Raw genomic sequence first — 14852 nt, forward strand, 5'->3', positions numbered from 1 at the left:
TATGGGCCAGGTTATCCAGTTTATCCCAAGATCTGAGCGCGAGCGCATCCGCCTTGTTCGAGAAGCTCGCGCGATTTACGACAGCATTTTCCCGCCGGCCGCTCCCCTGAAGGAGCAGCCGGCCAGGGCACTGACAATTCCCGCGGTCGGTCGGGCCAGCGTCCTTCGCACCGACGAGATTCCATCGTGATCATGGTCATCGCAGCGCATCTCGATCGGCGCAATCAACCCCGCTCTCATCGCAGGCAATGTCAGAGATCGGCGTGTCGAGCGGCTTTGCGAATTTTGGGAAACCGTAAGCCAATCACCCTGGGGCGTGCCTTACATCGCGAGCGCCGATATTGGAGATAGAGGCGCCCGGCTCGCCGTGCGGCTGAGCGTCTCCGATCAGATCAACCTGGTTTTATCAAAATGATGGTAGCGTTTCTGGCGATGGCGAGCGCTGGTATCTTTGCCGCCCATATTCTCGACGCGCTGCGCGCTGGCCACCAGGCGATTGATTGGCGGACTTTAGATCGAAGGTTCAGCGCAAGGAGACGAGATCGCCTCGCCGCGCCCCCGCGGAGCACGTCGCGGATGAGCCTGCCAAGCCGACGGCAGTTGCAAGGATAGCCCGGCAATCAAAAAGGATGCTTCCCACTCAGATATGTGGGGCGTAACGGGCTTGCTTCAAGACCCCCGTCATCCCGTACAACCGCAGACCGAAGCCACAACCTGCGGGGTGACGAAATGGGTGCAATGACCGATCATGCGGTGATCATCGCCGGCGGAGGCCCCACCGGCCTGATGCTGGCCGGCGAATTGGCGCTGGCGGGCACCGATGTTGCCATCGTCGAGCGGCGCGCCGGCCAGGACGTCGCCGGCTCGCGCGCCGGCGGGCTGCACGCCCGCACCATCGAGGTGCTCGATCAGCGTGGCATCGCCGATCGGTTCCTCGCGCAGGGACAGGTGGCCCAGGTCGCCGGCTTCGCCTTTATCCGCCTTGATATCAGCGACTTCCCCACACGGCACAATTACGGGCTGGCGCTGTGGCAGAACCATATCGAGCGCATCCTCGCTGGCTGGGTCGAGGAGCTTTCGGTGCCGATCTATCGCGGACGCGAGGTGACTCGTTTTGCGCAGGACGACACCGGTGTTGACGTCGCACTTTCCGACGGAAAGTCCTTGCGGACGGACTATCTCGTCGGCTGCGACGGCGGCCGCAGCCTGATCCGAAAATCAGCCGGCATCGAATTCCCCGGCTGGGATCCGACGACCAGTCATTTGATCGCCGAGGTTGAGGTCGCCCGGGAGCCGGAATGGGGCATGCGCCACGACATCAGCGGCATCCACGGACTGAGCCGGATGGAGGATGGAGGACCGGTCCGGGTCATGGTGACCGAGCAGCAGCTTGGCGCCACCAGCGAGCCCACCTTGAGCGATCTGAGCGCGGCGCTCGTCGCCGTCTACGGGACCGACTATGGCATCCACAGCCCGACCTCGATCTCCCGCTTCACCGACATGACGCGGCAGGCGGCGTCCTACCGTCAGGGGCGCGTGCTGCTGGCCGGCGACGCCGCGCATGTGCACTACCCCGCCGGAGGACAGGGCCTTAACACCGGCGTACAGGATGCGGTGAATCTCGGATGGAAGCTCGCCCGGGTGGTCAAGCAGACCTCGCCGGAAAGCCTTCTGGACAGCTATCACGCCGAACGCCACCCGGTCGCGGCGCGCGTGCTGCGCAATACGATGGCGCAAGTCGCGCTGATGCGCCGCCCCGATGACCGCGTCAAAGCCCTGCAGGAAACCATGTCCGACCTGCTCGGCATGGACGCGCCGCGCAAACGCATCGCCGCGATGATGTCCGGCCTCGACATCCACTACGATCTCGGCGAGGGACACCCCCTGCTCGGCCGCCGCATGCCCGACCTCGACCTGATCGCCGCGGGCGGCCCGCTGCGGGTCTACACCCTGCTGCACAAAGCCGAGCCCGTGCTGCTCAACCTCGGTGAGCCCGGCGGCCCCGACATCACGCCGTGGGCGGATCGGGTACGGCAGATCGACGCGCAGTATGCCGGTGCGTGGGTGCTTCCGGCGCTTGGCACGGTCACGGCGCCCAGCGCCGTGCTGATCCGGCCCGACGGACATGTGGCCTGGGTTGGAGACCAGACCCAGGCAGGGCTCGCTGATGCGCTGACCATGTGGTTCGGACCGCCTGCCGCAGTGTAGCGGTGCGGGTGGCCCGTGGACCCTCACTCATCCGCGGGCCGGCCAATCGAAAGCTGACATCGTCTGGCTCACACGCAACGTCGGCTTTGGGCCAACAGCCGACGTCGCGCCTGTGCCGGAAGGAAGAAAGAGGCCACCGATTGAGTCGGCCTCTTGATCACTCATGCTTCGGCGCTTCGTTTTTACTTCTTGCGCGGATCGTCGGCTGGATCGATGAACTCGATGCCCCCCGGCCCAGTGAACACGATTTGGACGATCGTTTCTTCGTTTGTCGTCCAAACGTAATGGGGGTGCTTCGCGGGCAGCGCGAAGACGGAGCCCGGCTTCAATGTCTCGCCTTTCGAGGGATCAAACTTTTCCCCCATGGCGTTCCCAAAGCTGCCACTCATCACGGTGACGACCTCGGAATAGGGATGAGTGTGCGGCGGAATTTTATAATTCGGCGGGAGTTTCACCCGCTGGACGATCGTCTCGGCCTTTGTTGGGTCACCGATCAGGATGACGGTTTGCGCGCCCCTGAAGACCGGATGCTCTTTCCACGTCAGCCCATCGGGCTTGACCACCTTCATCGCATCTTGAGCCATCGCAGAACTTGCCAACGCGATCAAAGTGGCGGCGACAAAGGACTTGTTCATCCTAACCTCCTCTCACATGTTGCGAAGAAGGCCCAATAGGATACAGCAAAAACTCAAACTGAGGCACCTAAATCCATTTTCGGGTCGCCTTGAACCGTCCATCGCAAACCCAGTCCGAATTGGGTCACAAGCGGACCTTGGCCGTGCCCTATCCTGTGTCTGCGCGACCTTCGAATGCGGCCATCGCCGCCGACAGCGTTCGATCCCGAATTCCACAAACCAAATTATGATGGATGCCGAGGATTGCGCGGGCACAAGCTCGATACGGTTCGCAGCCGACCAAGCGGCTTTCATCGAGCTTCAATTCGAGTCTGGCTATCGTGCTGCGACTGGATCAGTCGGGTGCCATTCAATTCCGGTGTGCCGCTTCCCAATCCTTTGCGGCCTTCACCTGCTCTTCGAAAGCCGCGCCGCTTTCGAGCAGTGCACGTTTGAGTGCGGGCTCGAGCGGCTGTTCGTTGCCGGCATCGTCGAGCGGCATCTTGTCCGCACGCACTATCGTCATCAACCGGGCAATGTCGCCTGCCGCGTGGGCCGGTGTGTGCAGCAGCACCAGCCGGCGCATCGGCATCGGGTTATTCGGCACGTGACAATTATCGCATTGCGCGTCGCGCATCCGCAGCGCCAGCGTCCTGTAGGTGGTGTCGAGCTTCGGCAGGTAAGGATTGTCTTGCCGGAACAGGCCGTCGAACAGCGTCACGCGCGGCTGGATGCGGCCCTCCTTGTCCATCCACATCCATTGACCATCGAACTTGTGCGATATCGGTTGGGTTGAGACGACAGGGCTGCCGCTACCGCGCTCGGTAAATTGCCCGACGACGATCCTTGCGGTCTTTGGATTGACCCAGAGCAGGACCGAATTCGTGGCCTGATAAACACCCCACTTCGCCTCCAGGTGCCAGAACGGATAGGGAAACTGCCCGGGCGGCAACAGATTGCGAAACCCTGCCCGCAGACGGATCAGGTACAATCGCTCGCGTTCGACATATTCGGTGCTGTACTCGCCGCTGAACATGAACAACGGAAGGTAAAGGCCGGCAATCACATCGGGCGCAAACTGCGTGAGATTGGTGTCACTGAGCGCCGCCCCGGCGTCCTGATTCCGGCGGCCCCACAAGAGCCTCGGCCCGAGGTTGCGCCGTAGCACGGAATCGCCGAACAGGCTGCCCCGGCATCGATCGAAGGCGGCCTGGTCCGAGGGTGAAGCGGGCGGACAGAGTTGCTGCAATTCGAGTGCGACCTCGGCGGCCATCTGGCCGATCTGGTCGTTAAGGTCGGGCAGATCGTCGTCGATCCCAGCGGCATCAGCGGCGAGGAAGGCGGTGAGCAGCAGCGCACCGCCGGTTACCAGGCGCCTTGTGACGGCGCCGAACATGGGCCTACCGCACAGGCTTCATGTAATTTGCCACGAGATGGTCGGCGACCTTGCGACCCATCGCATCTCCAATCTCCGTCGAATTGCGGAAATGAATGCCGCCCCAGATGCGCACGTCTTTGTGCTCCTGGGCCATCTGCGCAAAGCTGGTGAATTGGCGCGAAAGGCGCGCGTCGGACGTATCGGTCACGGCGAAGTTCTCCGTTCCGTTGCCGAACAAAGCTTCCATAACGGTTCGCGCCGCACCCGCGTTGATCCCCGCCTGCGACGGGTATTCCGGATGCATCGGCGTGGTGTTCAGGGGCAGCCAGCCGGCGTCGCGTTCGGTCGCATCGTTGCCGTCCTGATCCCCGTTGCGGATCGCAGTGATCGGCCGCCAGAAGTTGTATTGGAACTTGGCGTCCCAATCGAGGATGAAGCAATTGGCGAAAGCCATGGACAACAGCGCGAACACGCGCGCGCTTTCTGCCACGGAGAGGTCACGGCGCGCGGAAATCTGCCTGGCCGCCTGATACCATGCAGGCCCAAGGTTGGCCTGGGTCCAGAACCGCACGGCGTCGGACTGCGCGTCGGTCCGCTTGGTGCTTTTCACGCCGCCCATTTCCCTGGTTTCATTGTAATCGCGCGCGTAAAGCGCACTGTTGAGGGCTGGGGGCGGAGCCGGGCGGAATTGACTGGCGCTGTCCAGGCCCCACGGCTTGGCCGTTGCATATTGTGGGAACAGCGGCGGCGTGGTCGGCACCCAGACGCCGGGCGTGGTGAGTGGGCGGTATGTGTCGGGCGTGTTGGTCGCATCGCTCTGTCGTTCCGTGAAAACGGCGTCCGCAACGTTTTTGCCCAGATCAATACCTGCAGCCCGTGCCGGATTGTCCGGAATCGTTTTCATCGTCTCCGCGAAGGCTGCCTCAATCCGCTCCTTCTGGCCGGGATACTGGCGCATGAGAATTTCGCGGGCAGCGGCAGCGGCCGCGGCCTCGGCCGAGGCGTTCGGGTTAGCTGGAAGCTCCGGTATGTAACGTGAATATCGGTTCTGCACCGAGTTGACCGCGTCAGACATCGACACGTTCACCAGGGCCATGCTGCGTGTCCACGGATTACCGCCGACGTTGACGGCCTTCATCACGTCGATTGCGGTGTTATTCCAGTCGCCGATGACATCAGCGCGAACGGGTGTATGAGCGGAAATCAGGGCCAGGCTGACGATTGCAACTTTCAATACGCTCATCGTTGCCTCCTTCGAAAAGCTGGATTTTCGAAATGACTGCACAAAATGGGGTGTGGGTGTACCTCCGTAATCATCTTGTCGTGCGCACAGCCGCAATCGCGCCCGTTACGCGCACGCGTCGCCCCAACGACCAAGAGCCATTGCAGGCTTCGCCAAGACAGTGCTTAGCGATCGTCGAGCTTGCGCTCGGCCGTATCAGTTGTCGGAGCCGACATCGCGGACCAGCGGTCGTCAAAACTCGCAGCCGGGAGCTCATTCGCGTCGACCGTGGGGTCTTTCGCAGTCGTGCCGGCGGAGACGACGGTGCCGTCGTTCCAATGCAGGTGCGACTTCATGGTAGCGGCGGTTGCGGCGACCGCGAGCAGGGCGACAGCCACGAACCCGGTAATCGTTCGATGTCTCGTCATCAGAACCTCCGTGATCCGGAAGCCCCCCTTTGGGTGGGTCACCGGAACCTCGCGAAAGTTCAACAGCGATGCGACAGGTATCGGTTGTGTGAATTCGATTGTGTGTGAGTTCACAGATCGGACAACGAAGGTGTCCCAAATTCAACTGCTGCTCAGTGATCCAGCGTGCTGCAGCGGTCGAGGTACCAAACTGATTTGCTCCGCCGGCACGTCATACAATCACATGCACGGGCCGCTTCGACGACAACCGGTCGTCAATCTGAGTTGTTCCAGCAGGCCATCCCGCCCCTATACAATTGCGGCATGACAGCTGTAGCCAGATGAGAATGCCGCCCGCGGCCGTTTTGCTCTAAGTCATCCGCAAGGCCCGATGTCAGCTCAGGCGAGCCTGATGTCCCAGAGGCCCTCTTCGCGGCAGGCGATGAGTTCGTCGCGGAGAAGCTCGCTCACGAGCGCAATCGCAGTCGAGCCGGGATGATCGATGGGAGACGCAAGGGTCAGTTCGCGCATCGGCGACGGTTTTGATATCGCCGCCACCTCCAGCCGGCCGGCGGCAACTTCGTTGCGCACCGAGGACGGCGGCAGCAGCGTGTATCCCAGTCCCTCCTCGACCAGGCTGGTCAGCACGCGAAACGAATCCGCTTCCAGCTTGACGTCCAGCTTCAGCTTCTTCTTCGCCGCCGCCTGCTCGATCAGCGCCCGGAGGCCGTGCGAATGACTGGGCAGCACCAGGCGCTGTTTCAGCAGCCAGCCGATGTCGACCTGCTTCTTTTTCGAAAGCCCGCTGCCGCGCGGACCGACGGCAACGATGGGATCGCGGCCGAGGCTTTGCACGGCAAGATGCAGATCGCTCGAGGGACCGTAGATCAGCGCCAGATCCATCTCGCCGCGGTGCAGCCATTCCGTCAGATGGCCGCTATAGCTTTCAACGATGCAGAGCGAGATGCCCGGATAGGTGTCGACGGTGCGGCGAGCGAGCCGCGCCGAGATCACGCAGCTCACGGTCGGCACGAGGCCCAGCACCACGCGGCCCGAGGGCGGACCGCCGGCGGACTGGATCTCGTCGCGCACCTGGTCGATCTGCCGGACGATGCCGGCCGTCCTTGCAAGCAGAAGCCGGCCGGCATCCGTCAGCACCATGCCGCGACCGTTTCGGGTGAACAGCTCGGCGCGCAATTCATGCTCCAGCAGCTTGATCTGCCGGCTCAGCGCCGGCTGCGCCACGCGAAGCGTATCGGAAGCCTTGCTGAGGCTGCCGAGCTCGGCCACGCAACTGAAGGTCCTGAGCTGCCTGATATCCATTACTTGCCAATCTTCGAAGGCAGGTTCATACGCTATAACAATTCAGCATAGGGGCCCTGCCGCCGTTTCACAACGGCCCGCGCCTTAGGCAATTGACATCAACCACCATCAACGCCCAAAAAAACCAATGACCGCACAAGAACAACAAGACGAATTCCACGACATCCGCGACGCCGTCGCAAAGCTCTGCGCCCAGTTCCCCGGCGAATACTGGCGCAAGCTGGATCGCCAGATGGCGTATCCGAAGGCGTTCGTCGATGCCCTCACCGAGGCCGGCTACCTCTCGGTCCTGATCCCGGAGGAATATGGCGGCTCCGGGCTGAAGCTGTCGGCGGCGGCGGCGATCCTGGAAGAAATCCAGCGCGCGGGCTGCAATGGCGGCGGCTGTCACGCCCAGATGTACACGATGGGCACCGTGCTGCGGCACGGCAACGACGCCCAGAAGGCAAAGTACCTGCCCGGCATCGCCAGCGGCAAATTGCGGCTGCAGGCGTTCGGCGTCACCGAGCCGACCAGCGGCACCGACACCTCCTCGCTGAAGACCGTCGCCAAGCGCGACGGCGACCACTACGTCGTCAACGGCCAGAAGATCTGGACCAGCCGCGCCGAGCATTCCGACCTGATGATCCTGCTCGCGCGCACCACGCCGAAGGAACAGGCGAAGAAGCGCACCGATGGCCTGTCGGTGTTCATCGTCGACATGCGCGAGGTGAAGGGCAAGGGCCTCGAGATCCGCCCTATCAGAACCATGATGAACCACGCCACGACCGAAGTGTTCTTCACGGACATGCGCGTTCCTGCCGAGAACCTGATCGGCGACGAAGGCAAGGGCTTTCGCTACATCCTGTCAGGCATGAACGCCGAGCGCATTCTCATTGCCGCCGAATGCATCGGCGACGCCAAATGGTTCATCGCCAAGGCCACCGCCTACGCCAAGGAGCGCGCGGTGTTCGGCCGCCCGATCGGTCAGAACCAGGGCATCCAGTTTCCAATCGCAAAAGCCTACGCCCAGATGCGCGCGGCCGAACTGATGGTGAAGGAAGCCACCCGCAAATACGAAGCCGGCCTCGATTGCGGCGCGGAGGCCAACATGGCCAAGATGCTGGCGGCGGATGCTTCGTGGGAAGCGGCGAACGCCTGCGTGCAGACCCATGGCGGCTTCGGCTTTGCGGAAGAATACGACGTCGAACGCAAGTTCCGCGAAACGCGGCTGTATCAAGTCGCGCCGATTTCGACCAATCTGATCCTGTCCTACGTCGCCGAGCACGTGCTCGGCCTGCCCCGCTCCTATTGAGAACGCCAGATGCTGCCATTGGAAGGATTGATCGTCGTCTCCGTCGAACAGGCCGTCGCCGCGCCTTTCTGCAGCTCGCGGCTGGCGGATGCCGGCGCGCATGTCGTCAAGGTCGAGCGCCCCGAGGGCGACTTCGCCCGCGGCTATGATGCGGCGGCGAAGGGCCAGAGCAGCTATTTCGTCTGGCTCAACCGCGGCAAAAACTCGCAGGTGATCGACCTCGCCACCAAGGAAGGCCGCGCCGCGCTCGAAGAGCTGATCGCGAGCGCCGACGTGCTGCTACAGAACCTCAAGCCGGGCTCGATGGACAAACTCGGCTTCTCGCTGGAGCGCCTGCGAAAAGATTATCCGGCGCTGATCTGCTGCACCATCTCGGGCTATGGCGACAGCGGCCCCTATGCCGAGCGCAAGGCCTATGATCTGCTGATCCAGGCCGAGAGCGGCCTTGCCTCGATCACCGGCGGGCCGGAAGGCCCGTCGCGCGTCGGCATCTCCGTCGTCGATATCGCGACCGGCGCCACCGCGCATGCGTCGATCCTCGAAGCCCTGATCGCGCGGGGCCGCACCGGCAAGGGCGCCGACATCCGCATCTCGATGTTCGACGTGATGGCCGACTGGATGGCGGTGCCGCTGATCAATTCGGAAGCCGGCAATCCGCCGAAGCGAATGGCGCTGGCCCATCCCTCGATCGCGCCCTATGGCGTGTTCAACTCGAAGGACGGCAAGGGCATTCTGATCTCGATCCAGAGCGAGCGCGAGTGGAAGAAGCTCTGCGCCGAGGTGCTGGATCAGCCCGACCTGCTGAACGATCCGCGTTTTGCCAACATGGTCGAGCGCGTGCGCAATCGCCAACTCACCGACAAGACGGTGGCGGATAGTTTCGCCTCGATGAATCGCGTCGAACTCCTGAAGCGCCTCGACGAGGCCGATATCGCGTTTGCGGAAGTGAACACCATGGCCGATCTCGCCGTGCACCCGCATCTGCGCCGCATCGAGGTCGATACGCCGAACGGCAAGGTCAGCTATGCCGCGCCCGCCGCGATCTTCGTCGGTGAAGACAGGCACTACGGCGCGGTGCCCGCCATCGGCGACCACGTTGAACTTCCCAAAGCCCGCATCAAAAGCCTGAAGTCATGACTGAAGCCGCCGCAAAACTGGACCTCGACCATCTGCGCCAATGGATCGGCCGCAGCACGGAAGCGACCGACATCGTCACCGCCCAGCTCGTGAAAGGCCTGCGCGCGACGCTATTCCAGGAGATCGGCGAGCCCGCGACCGGCGACGCCGCGCCGTGGACCACGCATTGGTGCCTGGCGCAGCCGGTGTTTCCGATGTCGATGCTCGGCCCCGATGGGCATCCCACCCGCGGCGGCTTCCTGCCGCCGGTGCCGCTGCCGCGCCGGATGTGGGCGGGCGGCGAGATCGAATTCCTCGCACCCTTGCGCGTCGGCGATGAATCGACGCGGACCTCGCGGATCGCAGACGTCACGGTGAAGACCGGCTCGACCGGCACGCTGTGCTTCGTCTCCGTCGAACACGAGATCACGACGCCGCGGGGCGTCGCGATCCGCGAGCGTCAGGACATTGTCTATCGTGACATCGGCGGCGCAGCGCCTGCTTCACCGCCAAAGGCCCCTCCGCCGCCGCCGGTGGCAAAACATCGCGAAAGCCATGTCAGCGATCCCGTGCTGCTGTTCCGCTATTCGGCGCTGACCTTCAACGGCCACCGCATCCATTACGACCGCGACTACGTCACCAAGGTCGAGGGCTATCCCGGCCTGATCTTCCACGGCCCGCTGCAGGCCGCGCTGATCGTCGAATTCGCGGCAAAACTTCACGGCGACTCGGCGCCGAAGAAATTCAGCTACCGCGGCGTGCAGCCGCTGTTCGAAGGCAGCGAGTTCTCGATCAACGCCAACGAGACCAGCGCCGGCATGGAATTGTGGATCGCGAACGCCGAGGGTCAGCCGACGATGAAGGGTACGGCGACCTGGTAGGATCGACAGGGCGTCCGATTTGGCGCATCCGAATACTAAATGCGGGTTGGCCCAGGGCAAAATTTCCAATACGCGCTTTCGGCCAATGTCCACTTGTTCGGGTCATCACCGGAAGTCGAGCGGCACCCTACCCGCTTTGGCTCCTCCCCCGGAAGCCGACATCCACGGACATCACAGCCAAGTCTGTTTGGGAGCAAAGCTGACGTTTTCGAGCCGATGCGGTAAGACTTTCCATTGCCCACAAGCACTGCTTCGGCGCAAAATCGCGAACGAACGCGCGTCAATTGCGGGCATCCTTTATCGCTTCAATCTAGTGATACCCGGCCTTGGAGCGACGCCGCAGTTTGGCAGCAGCGACTCATACGCTTGGAACGGTAACGTGCTGATCACCGTCTCCGGCCACAGTCGGCAAAGACGTGGAAAGTGCAACGAGATGCGGTCTCGTGACGGTAGGCTCGAACTGGAATAGCATCAACCAATTCGGGGAGGCGACCATGTTCAATCCCACCCAAATTGTCATCCAGGCATTTATCGAGGAGCTTCGAAAGGCGTACGTTCAAAGCTATGGCGTCCTAGAGCCGGCCTATCCGGATATCATTGCTTTCGTGGGGCGCCTCGCTTTAGAGAACATCGCCGACAGCGATGCGGGCTACCACGATATGAACCACACCATAATGGTGACACTTGTGGGCCAGGAGATTTTGCGCGGGAAGCATACCAAGGAGGGCGGCGTTACGCCGCGCGATTGGCTCCACTTTGTTATTTCGCTTCTTTGTCACGACATTGGCTATGTACGGGGGGTATGCCGAGGCGATCAGGAGGGGAAATATGTCTGCAACGAAAAAGGTGACCTAGTGCATATCCCCCCAGGGGCAACCGATGCATCGATGACTCCCTATCATGTCACGCGGTCGAAACTCTTTGTCAGTGAGCGCTTTGGGAAAGCGAGCTTGACACACATCGATACGCTCGAAATCCAAGCCAATATCGAGCACACGAGATTTCCGGTACCTGATCACGAACAGCACGCCAGTACGGCAGACTATCCCGGCTTGCTTAGAGCGGCGGATTTGATCGGACAATTGGCCGACATCAACTATCTGCGCAAGACTTCGGCATTGTTCGCAGAATTTCGCGAAACAGGCGTTAGTGAGAAACTCGGCTATCAAAGTTCTGACGATCTACGGGCAGCCTATCCGTCGTTCTTTTGGAAGGCTGTCCGTCCCTATATCGGCGATGCACTTAGGTATCTGCGGGTCACGCAGGAAGGTAAGCAGTGGATCGCCAATCTTTACGCCCACGTGTTTTCGGAGGAGCATCGCGGAGCGCTCGGGGCCCAGCATATTTGACGACGTTGACCAGGTGCGCCCGAGGCACCCAAGTCGCGATGGTCGCCGGTAGAGTCCTGGACTTGACGGACTCGCCATTGACTTAAATCGACTCGGTTTTACCTTTTGGGGCACACCATGTCCGCTGTCGCGGGCAAGGCACGGAAGCGAAATTGCCGTGGGACTCCAGCACAGGAGCTTTCATGCGTTTTGCGATCGGTGACGCGACCGTCGACATCATCGTCGATGATGACGATTTTGGACTTCCACTTTCGGAGTTCCTGCCCGGAGCCGATCCGGAATTGCTTGAGAGACATCGCGGCACACTGGAGCCCGACTTTCTCGATCGTGCCAGAGATCTGGCCAGGTTTGCCATTCAGAGCTTCGTCTTTCGAGCAGGCGGAAAAACCCTGCTGATCGACAGTTGCATCGGCGATCACAAGGACATTCCCGAAATCCCGGCCTGGCATCAGCGGCGCGGGAGTGGTTTTCTCGATCGCTTGCGGCAAAGCGGCGTCGATCCCGCCGAAGTCGATCTGGTGCTCTGCACCCACCTGCATGTCGATCACGTCGGCTGGAATACGCGGCAAGACAATGGCCACTGGGAGCCGACCTTTCCCAACGCGCGCTATCTGTTCGGTCGCCGCGAGCTTGCCGACTGGATGACGCAACACGATACCGGTCGCGCGTTGCCGATTCATGCCCGGGCCCTTGAGCAGAGCGTCATTCCGATCGTCGAAGCGGGCAAGGCCGATCTGGTCGACGACGGCCATGAACTCGGTCCAGGCCTGCAGCTCGCGCCGCTGCCGGGCCATACCAGCGGCCAGATGGGGCTCGTCGTGAACTATGCCCGGGATCGCGCGATCTTCTGTGGGGATGCCGTGCACCACCCGTTGCAGGTTTTTCAGCCTGACCTGTCGACATCGACCTGTGTCGATCAGAAGCTGGCAGCCGAGACACGCAAGAAGATCCTTGCGGAGGCTGCCGACAGCGGCCGGCTCGTGGTGCCGGCGCATTTTCGTGGCTCGCGTTGCGCGCATATTCACGCGAATGGCAGGGGCTACGCGCCGGTGTTTGGACACGGACTGCGATAAGCCCGGGCGCTGAACACTCGCTCAGCATAGGTGCCATTCGTGACGCGGCGACTGTCTCGCTTGCCGACCTCCGTACAGCCGCCCTAATCTTGCGAGCGGAAACGCGACCAAGAAATATGCAGAGGGAACCGAACGTCCATGGCTCAGGCGAGTGCAGCGCATCCTTCCGAAATCGAGGTTTTCGACGCCGTCGTGGTCGGCGCGGGCTTTGCCGGACTGTACATGCTGCATCGGTTGCGAGAGCTCGGATTCACGGCACGGGTCTATGAAGCCGGCGGCGGCGTTGGCGGGACGTGGTACTGGAACCGCTATCCCGGCGCCCGCTGCGATGTCGAGAGCCTGCAGTATTCCTTCTCGTTCTCGGAGGAGCTGGACCAGGAGTGGAACTGGTCGGAGAAGTATTCGCCGCAGCCGGAAATCCTCGCTTACGCCAACCACGTCGCCGACCGCTTCGACCTGCGCAGCCAGATCGTGTTCGATACCCGCGTCACGGCGGCAACATTCAACGAGGATACCGATAGCTGGCTGATCGAGACCGATCGCGGCGACCGGGTCACGGCCAAATTCTTCATCATGGCGGTCGGCTGCCTGTCGGCGCCGAACCGTCCCGCCTTCGACGGCATGGAGGATTTCCGCGGACCGATCTATCACACCGGCGAATGGCCACACGAGGGCGTCGACTTCACGGACTTGCGCGTCGGCGTCATCGGCACCGGCTCGTCCGCAATCCAGTCGATCCCGATCATCGCGCGACAGGCATCAGAACTCACCGTGTTCCAGCGCACCGCGACCTGGTCGGTGCCGGCGTGGAACGAGGCGCTGTCGGCAGAATATTTGAAGGAAGCCAAGGCGCATTATCCGGAATTGCGCGCAAAGGCACGCGCTCGACCGACCGGCTTCTATTTCCCGTTCAACCTCCAGCCTGCGCTGGAGGCGAACGCAGAGGAGCGGCAGCAACAATATGAAGCGGCGTGGCAGCGCGGCGGGCTTCCCTTTCTCGGCGCCTACGGCGACCTGCTGTTCGAAAAGTCGGCCAACGACACCATCGCCGAATTCGCGCGACAGAAGATCCGCAGCATCGTCAGGGATCCCGCGACCGCGGAGTTGCTGTGCCCGCAGAATGTGTTCGGCTGCAAGCGGCTCTGCGTCGATACCGATTACTTCGCAACCTACAACTTGCCGCATGTGAAGCTGGTCGATGTGTCGAGGACGCCGATCGAGCGCTTCACCCGCGACGGCATCGTGGTGGATGGCACTGCGTACGAGGTCGACGCGATTGTTTCCGCGACCGGCTTTGCCGCCATGACCGGCTCATTCGACAAGATTGCAATAACCGGCCGCGGCGGCCGCACGCTCGCCGAGAAGTGGCGCGCCGGCCCCCGTGCCTATCTCGGCCTCGCCTCGGCAGGCTTTCCGAATCTTTTCATGATCACCGGTCCCGGCAGCCCGTCGGTGCTGGCCAGCATGATCCAGGCGATCGAGCAGCATGTCGACTGGCTAGCCGATTGCCTCAGCCACATGCGCGACGTCGGCGCCCGCAGCATCGAACCGCTGCAGGCCGACGAGGATGCCTGGGTGACGCATGTCAACGACGTCTCGACGGTTTCCCTGCGTTCGACCTGCAGCTCCTGGTATGTCGGCACCAACATTGCCGGGCGTCCGCGCGTGTTCATGCCCTATATCGGCGGCTTTCCGATCTATGTGCAGAAGTGCAATGAGGTGATGAACAACGCCTATGAAGGCTTTGTGCTGAAGGGTACGCGCCTGGGCAATACGCCCCCGCAGGTGCACTTCACCGCGCGCTGGCAGGTGCCGCTCGATATCGAGGTGATTTCACCGGCCGCTGTGGCTGCGAAGCGCGTACCCGTCGTTTGAGCCATCGGCCAGGAACAACGCTGAAGGAAACGGACATGAACCGTTGCCCCCTTGCGACATACTGGCAATCGGCTGGTTCCACATCGGCGTTCCGTCTGACGTCCTCATGCCG

General features: G+C 62.2%; 13 protein-coding genes. 8 read left to right on the top strand and 5 right to left on the bottom strand.

Annotation, left to right across the window (positions count from 1 at the left end):
- Position 1 precedes the first annotated feature (1 nt).
- Positions 2–190 carry a hypothetical protein gene (locus CQ12_RS46785; protein WP_057838581.1) on the top strand — a complete coding sequence of 63 codons (189 nt, stop codon included), beginning with the start codon at positions 2–4 and terminating at the stop codon, positions 188–190.
- A gap of 548 nt (positions 191–738) precedes the next feature.
- A complete protein-coding gene (locus CQ12_RS28315) occupies positions 739–2208 on the top strand; it encodes an FAD-dependent monooxygenase (protein WP_083519517.1) in 1470 nt (489 codons plus the stop codon).
- 182 nt (positions 2209–2390) lie between these two features.
- Here CQ12_RS28315 and CQ12_RS28320 read toward each other — a convergent pair whose 3' ends face one another.
- The 5 genes from CQ12_RS28320 to CQ12_RS28340 all read right to left on the bottom strand — a co-directional run bounded on the left by CQ12_RS28320 (position 2391) and on the right by CQ12_RS28340 (position 7152).
- A complete protein-coding gene (locus tag CQ12_RS28320; RefSeq protein WP_057838583.1) occupies positions 2391–2843 on the bottom strand; it encodes a cupin domain-containing protein in 453 nt (150 codons plus the stop codon).
- Between the two features lie 349 nt (positions 2844–3192).
- Positions 3193–4218: a hypothetical protein gene (locus tag CQ12_RS28325; RefSeq protein ID WP_057838584.1), complete on the bottom strand. Its 1026-nt coding sequence runs from the start codon at positions 4216–4218 to the stop codon at positions 3193–3195.
- Between the two features lie 4 nt (positions 4219–4222).
- Positions 4223–5443 carry a vanadium-dependent haloperoxidase gene (locus tag CQ12_RS28330; protein WP_057838585.1) on the bottom strand — a complete coding sequence of 407 codons (1221 nt, stop codon included), beginning with the start codon at positions 5441–5443 and terminating at the stop codon, positions 4223–4225.
- A gap of 164 nt (positions 5444–5607) precedes the next feature.
- Positions 5608–5850 carry a hypothetical protein gene (locus tag CQ12_RS28335; protein ID WP_157088548.1) on the bottom strand — a complete coding sequence of 81 codons (243 nt, stop codon included), beginning with the start codon at positions 5848–5850 and terminating at the stop codon, positions 5608–5610.
- Positions 5851–6228: 378 nt separating this feature from the next.
- Positions 6229–7152: a LysR family transcriptional regulator gene (locus tag CQ12_RS28340; RefSeq protein ID WP_057838587.1), complete on the bottom strand. Its 924-nt coding sequence runs from the start codon at positions 7150–7152 to the stop codon at positions 6229–6231.
- Between the two features lie 127 nt (positions 7153–7279).
- Here CQ12_RS28340 and CQ12_RS28345 point away from each other — a divergent pair, with 127 nt between their 5' ends.
- From CQ12_RS28345 to CQ12_RS28370, 6 genes are all read left to right on the top strand, one after another.
- Complete coding sequence (locus tag CQ12_RS28345; RefSeq protein WP_057838588.1) at positions 7280–8446, top strand: acyl-CoA dehydrogenase family protein; 1167 nt, start codon at positions 7280–7282, stop codon at positions 8444–8446.
- A 9-nt stretch (positions 8447–8455) separates the two neighbouring features.
- The gene (locus CQ12_RS28350; protein WP_057838589.1) at positions 8456–9583 is read left to right on the top strand and encodes a CaiB/BaiF CoA transferase family protein; all 1128 of its coding nucleotides are present in this window, start codon (positions 8456–8458) and stop codon (positions 9581–9583) included.
- Positions 9580–10443: an HTD2 family dehydratase gene (locus CQ12_RS28355; RefSeq protein ID WP_057838590.1), complete on the top strand. Its 864-nt coding sequence runs from the start codon at positions 9580–9582 to the stop codon at positions 10441–10443. Before CQ12_RS28350 ends, CQ12_RS28355 begins: the two co-directional genes overlap by 4 nt.
- A 494-nt stretch (positions 10444–10937) precedes the next feature.
- Positions 10938–11792: an Npun_R2479 family HD domain-containing metalloprotein gene (locus CQ12_RS28360; RefSeq protein ID WP_057838591.1), complete on the top strand. Its 855-nt coding sequence runs from the start codon at positions 10938–10940 to the stop codon at positions 11790–11792.
- Between the two features lie 182 nt (positions 11793–11974).
- Positions 11975–12865 carry an MBL fold metallo-hydrolase gene (locus CQ12_RS28365; protein ID WP_057838592.1) on the top strand — a complete coding sequence of 297 codons (891 nt, stop codon included), beginning with the start codon at positions 11975–11977 and terminating at the stop codon, positions 12863–12865.
- 138 nt (positions 12866–13003) lie between these two features.
- Positions 13004–14740 carry a flavin-containing monooxygenase gene (locus CQ12_RS28370; RefSeq protein ID WP_057838593.1) on the top strand — a complete coding sequence of 579 codons (1737 nt, stop codon included), beginning with the start codon at positions 13004–13006 and terminating at the stop codon, positions 14738–14740.
- The last annotated feature ends 112 nt before the right edge of the window (positions 14741–14852 follow it).

The organism is Bradyrhizobium jicamae, assembly GCF_001440395.1.
Lineage (GTDB): Bacteria > Pseudomonadota > Alphaproteobacteria > Rhizobiales > Xanthobacteraceae > Bradyrhizobium > Bradyrhizobium jicamae.

What these genes read in the sequence shown, in the direction of transcription:
- CQ12_RS46785 (WP_057838581.1), top strand. Translation starts at nt 2, where the DNA reads ATGGGCCAGGTTATCCAGTTTATCCCAAGATCTGAGCGCGAGCGCATC.
- CQ12_RS28315 (WP_083519517.1), top strand. Translation starts at nt 739, where the DNA reads ATGACCGATCATGCGGTGATCATCGCCGGCGGAGGCCCCACCGGCCTG.
- CQ12_RS28320 (WP_057838583.1), bottom strand. Translation starts at nt 2,843, where the DNA reads ATGAACAAGTCCTTTGTCGCCGCCACTTTGATCGCGTTGGCAAGTTCT.
- CQ12_RS28325 (WP_057838584.1), bottom strand. Translation starts at nt 4,218, where the DNA reads ATGTTCGGCGCCGTCACAAGGCGCCTGGTAACCGGCGGTGCGCTGCTG.
- CQ12_RS28330 (WP_057838585.1), bottom strand. Translation starts at nt 5,443, where the DNA reads ATGAGCGTATTGAAAGTTGCAATCGTCAGCCTGGCCCTGATTTCCGCT.
- CQ12_RS28335 (WP_157088548.1), bottom strand. Translation starts at nt 5,850, where the DNA reads ATGACGAGACATCGAACGATTACCGGGTTCGTGGCTGTCGCCCTGCTC.
- CQ12_RS28340 (WP_057838587.1), bottom strand. Translation starts at nt 7,152, where the DNA reads ATGGATATCAGGCAGCTCAGGACCTTCAGTTGCGTGGCCGAGCTCGGC.
- CQ12_RS28345 (WP_057838588.1), top strand. Translation starts at nt 7,280, where the DNA reads ATGACCGCACAAGAACAACAAGACGAATTCCACGACATCCGCGACGCC.
- CQ12_RS28350 (WP_057838589.1), top strand. Translation starts at nt 8,456, where the DNA reads ATGCTGCCATTGGAAGGATTGATCGTCGTCTCCGTCGAACAGGCCGTC.
- CQ12_RS28355 (WP_057838590.1), top strand. Translation starts at nt 9,580, where the DNA reads ATGACTGAAGCCGCCGCAAAACTGGACCTCGACCATCTGCGCCAATGG.
- CQ12_RS28360 (WP_057838591.1), top strand. Translation starts at nt 10,938, where the DNA reads ATGTTCAATCCCACCCAAATTGTCATCCAGGCATTTATCGAGGAGCTT.
- CQ12_RS28365 (WP_057838592.1), top strand. Translation starts at nt 11,975, where the DNA reads ATGCGTTTTGCGATCGGTGACGCGACCGTCGACATCATCGTCGATGAT.
- CQ12_RS28370 (WP_057838593.1), top strand. Translation starts at nt 13,004, where the DNA reads ATGGCTCAGGCGAGTGCAGCGCATCCTTCCGAAATCGAGGTTTTCGAC.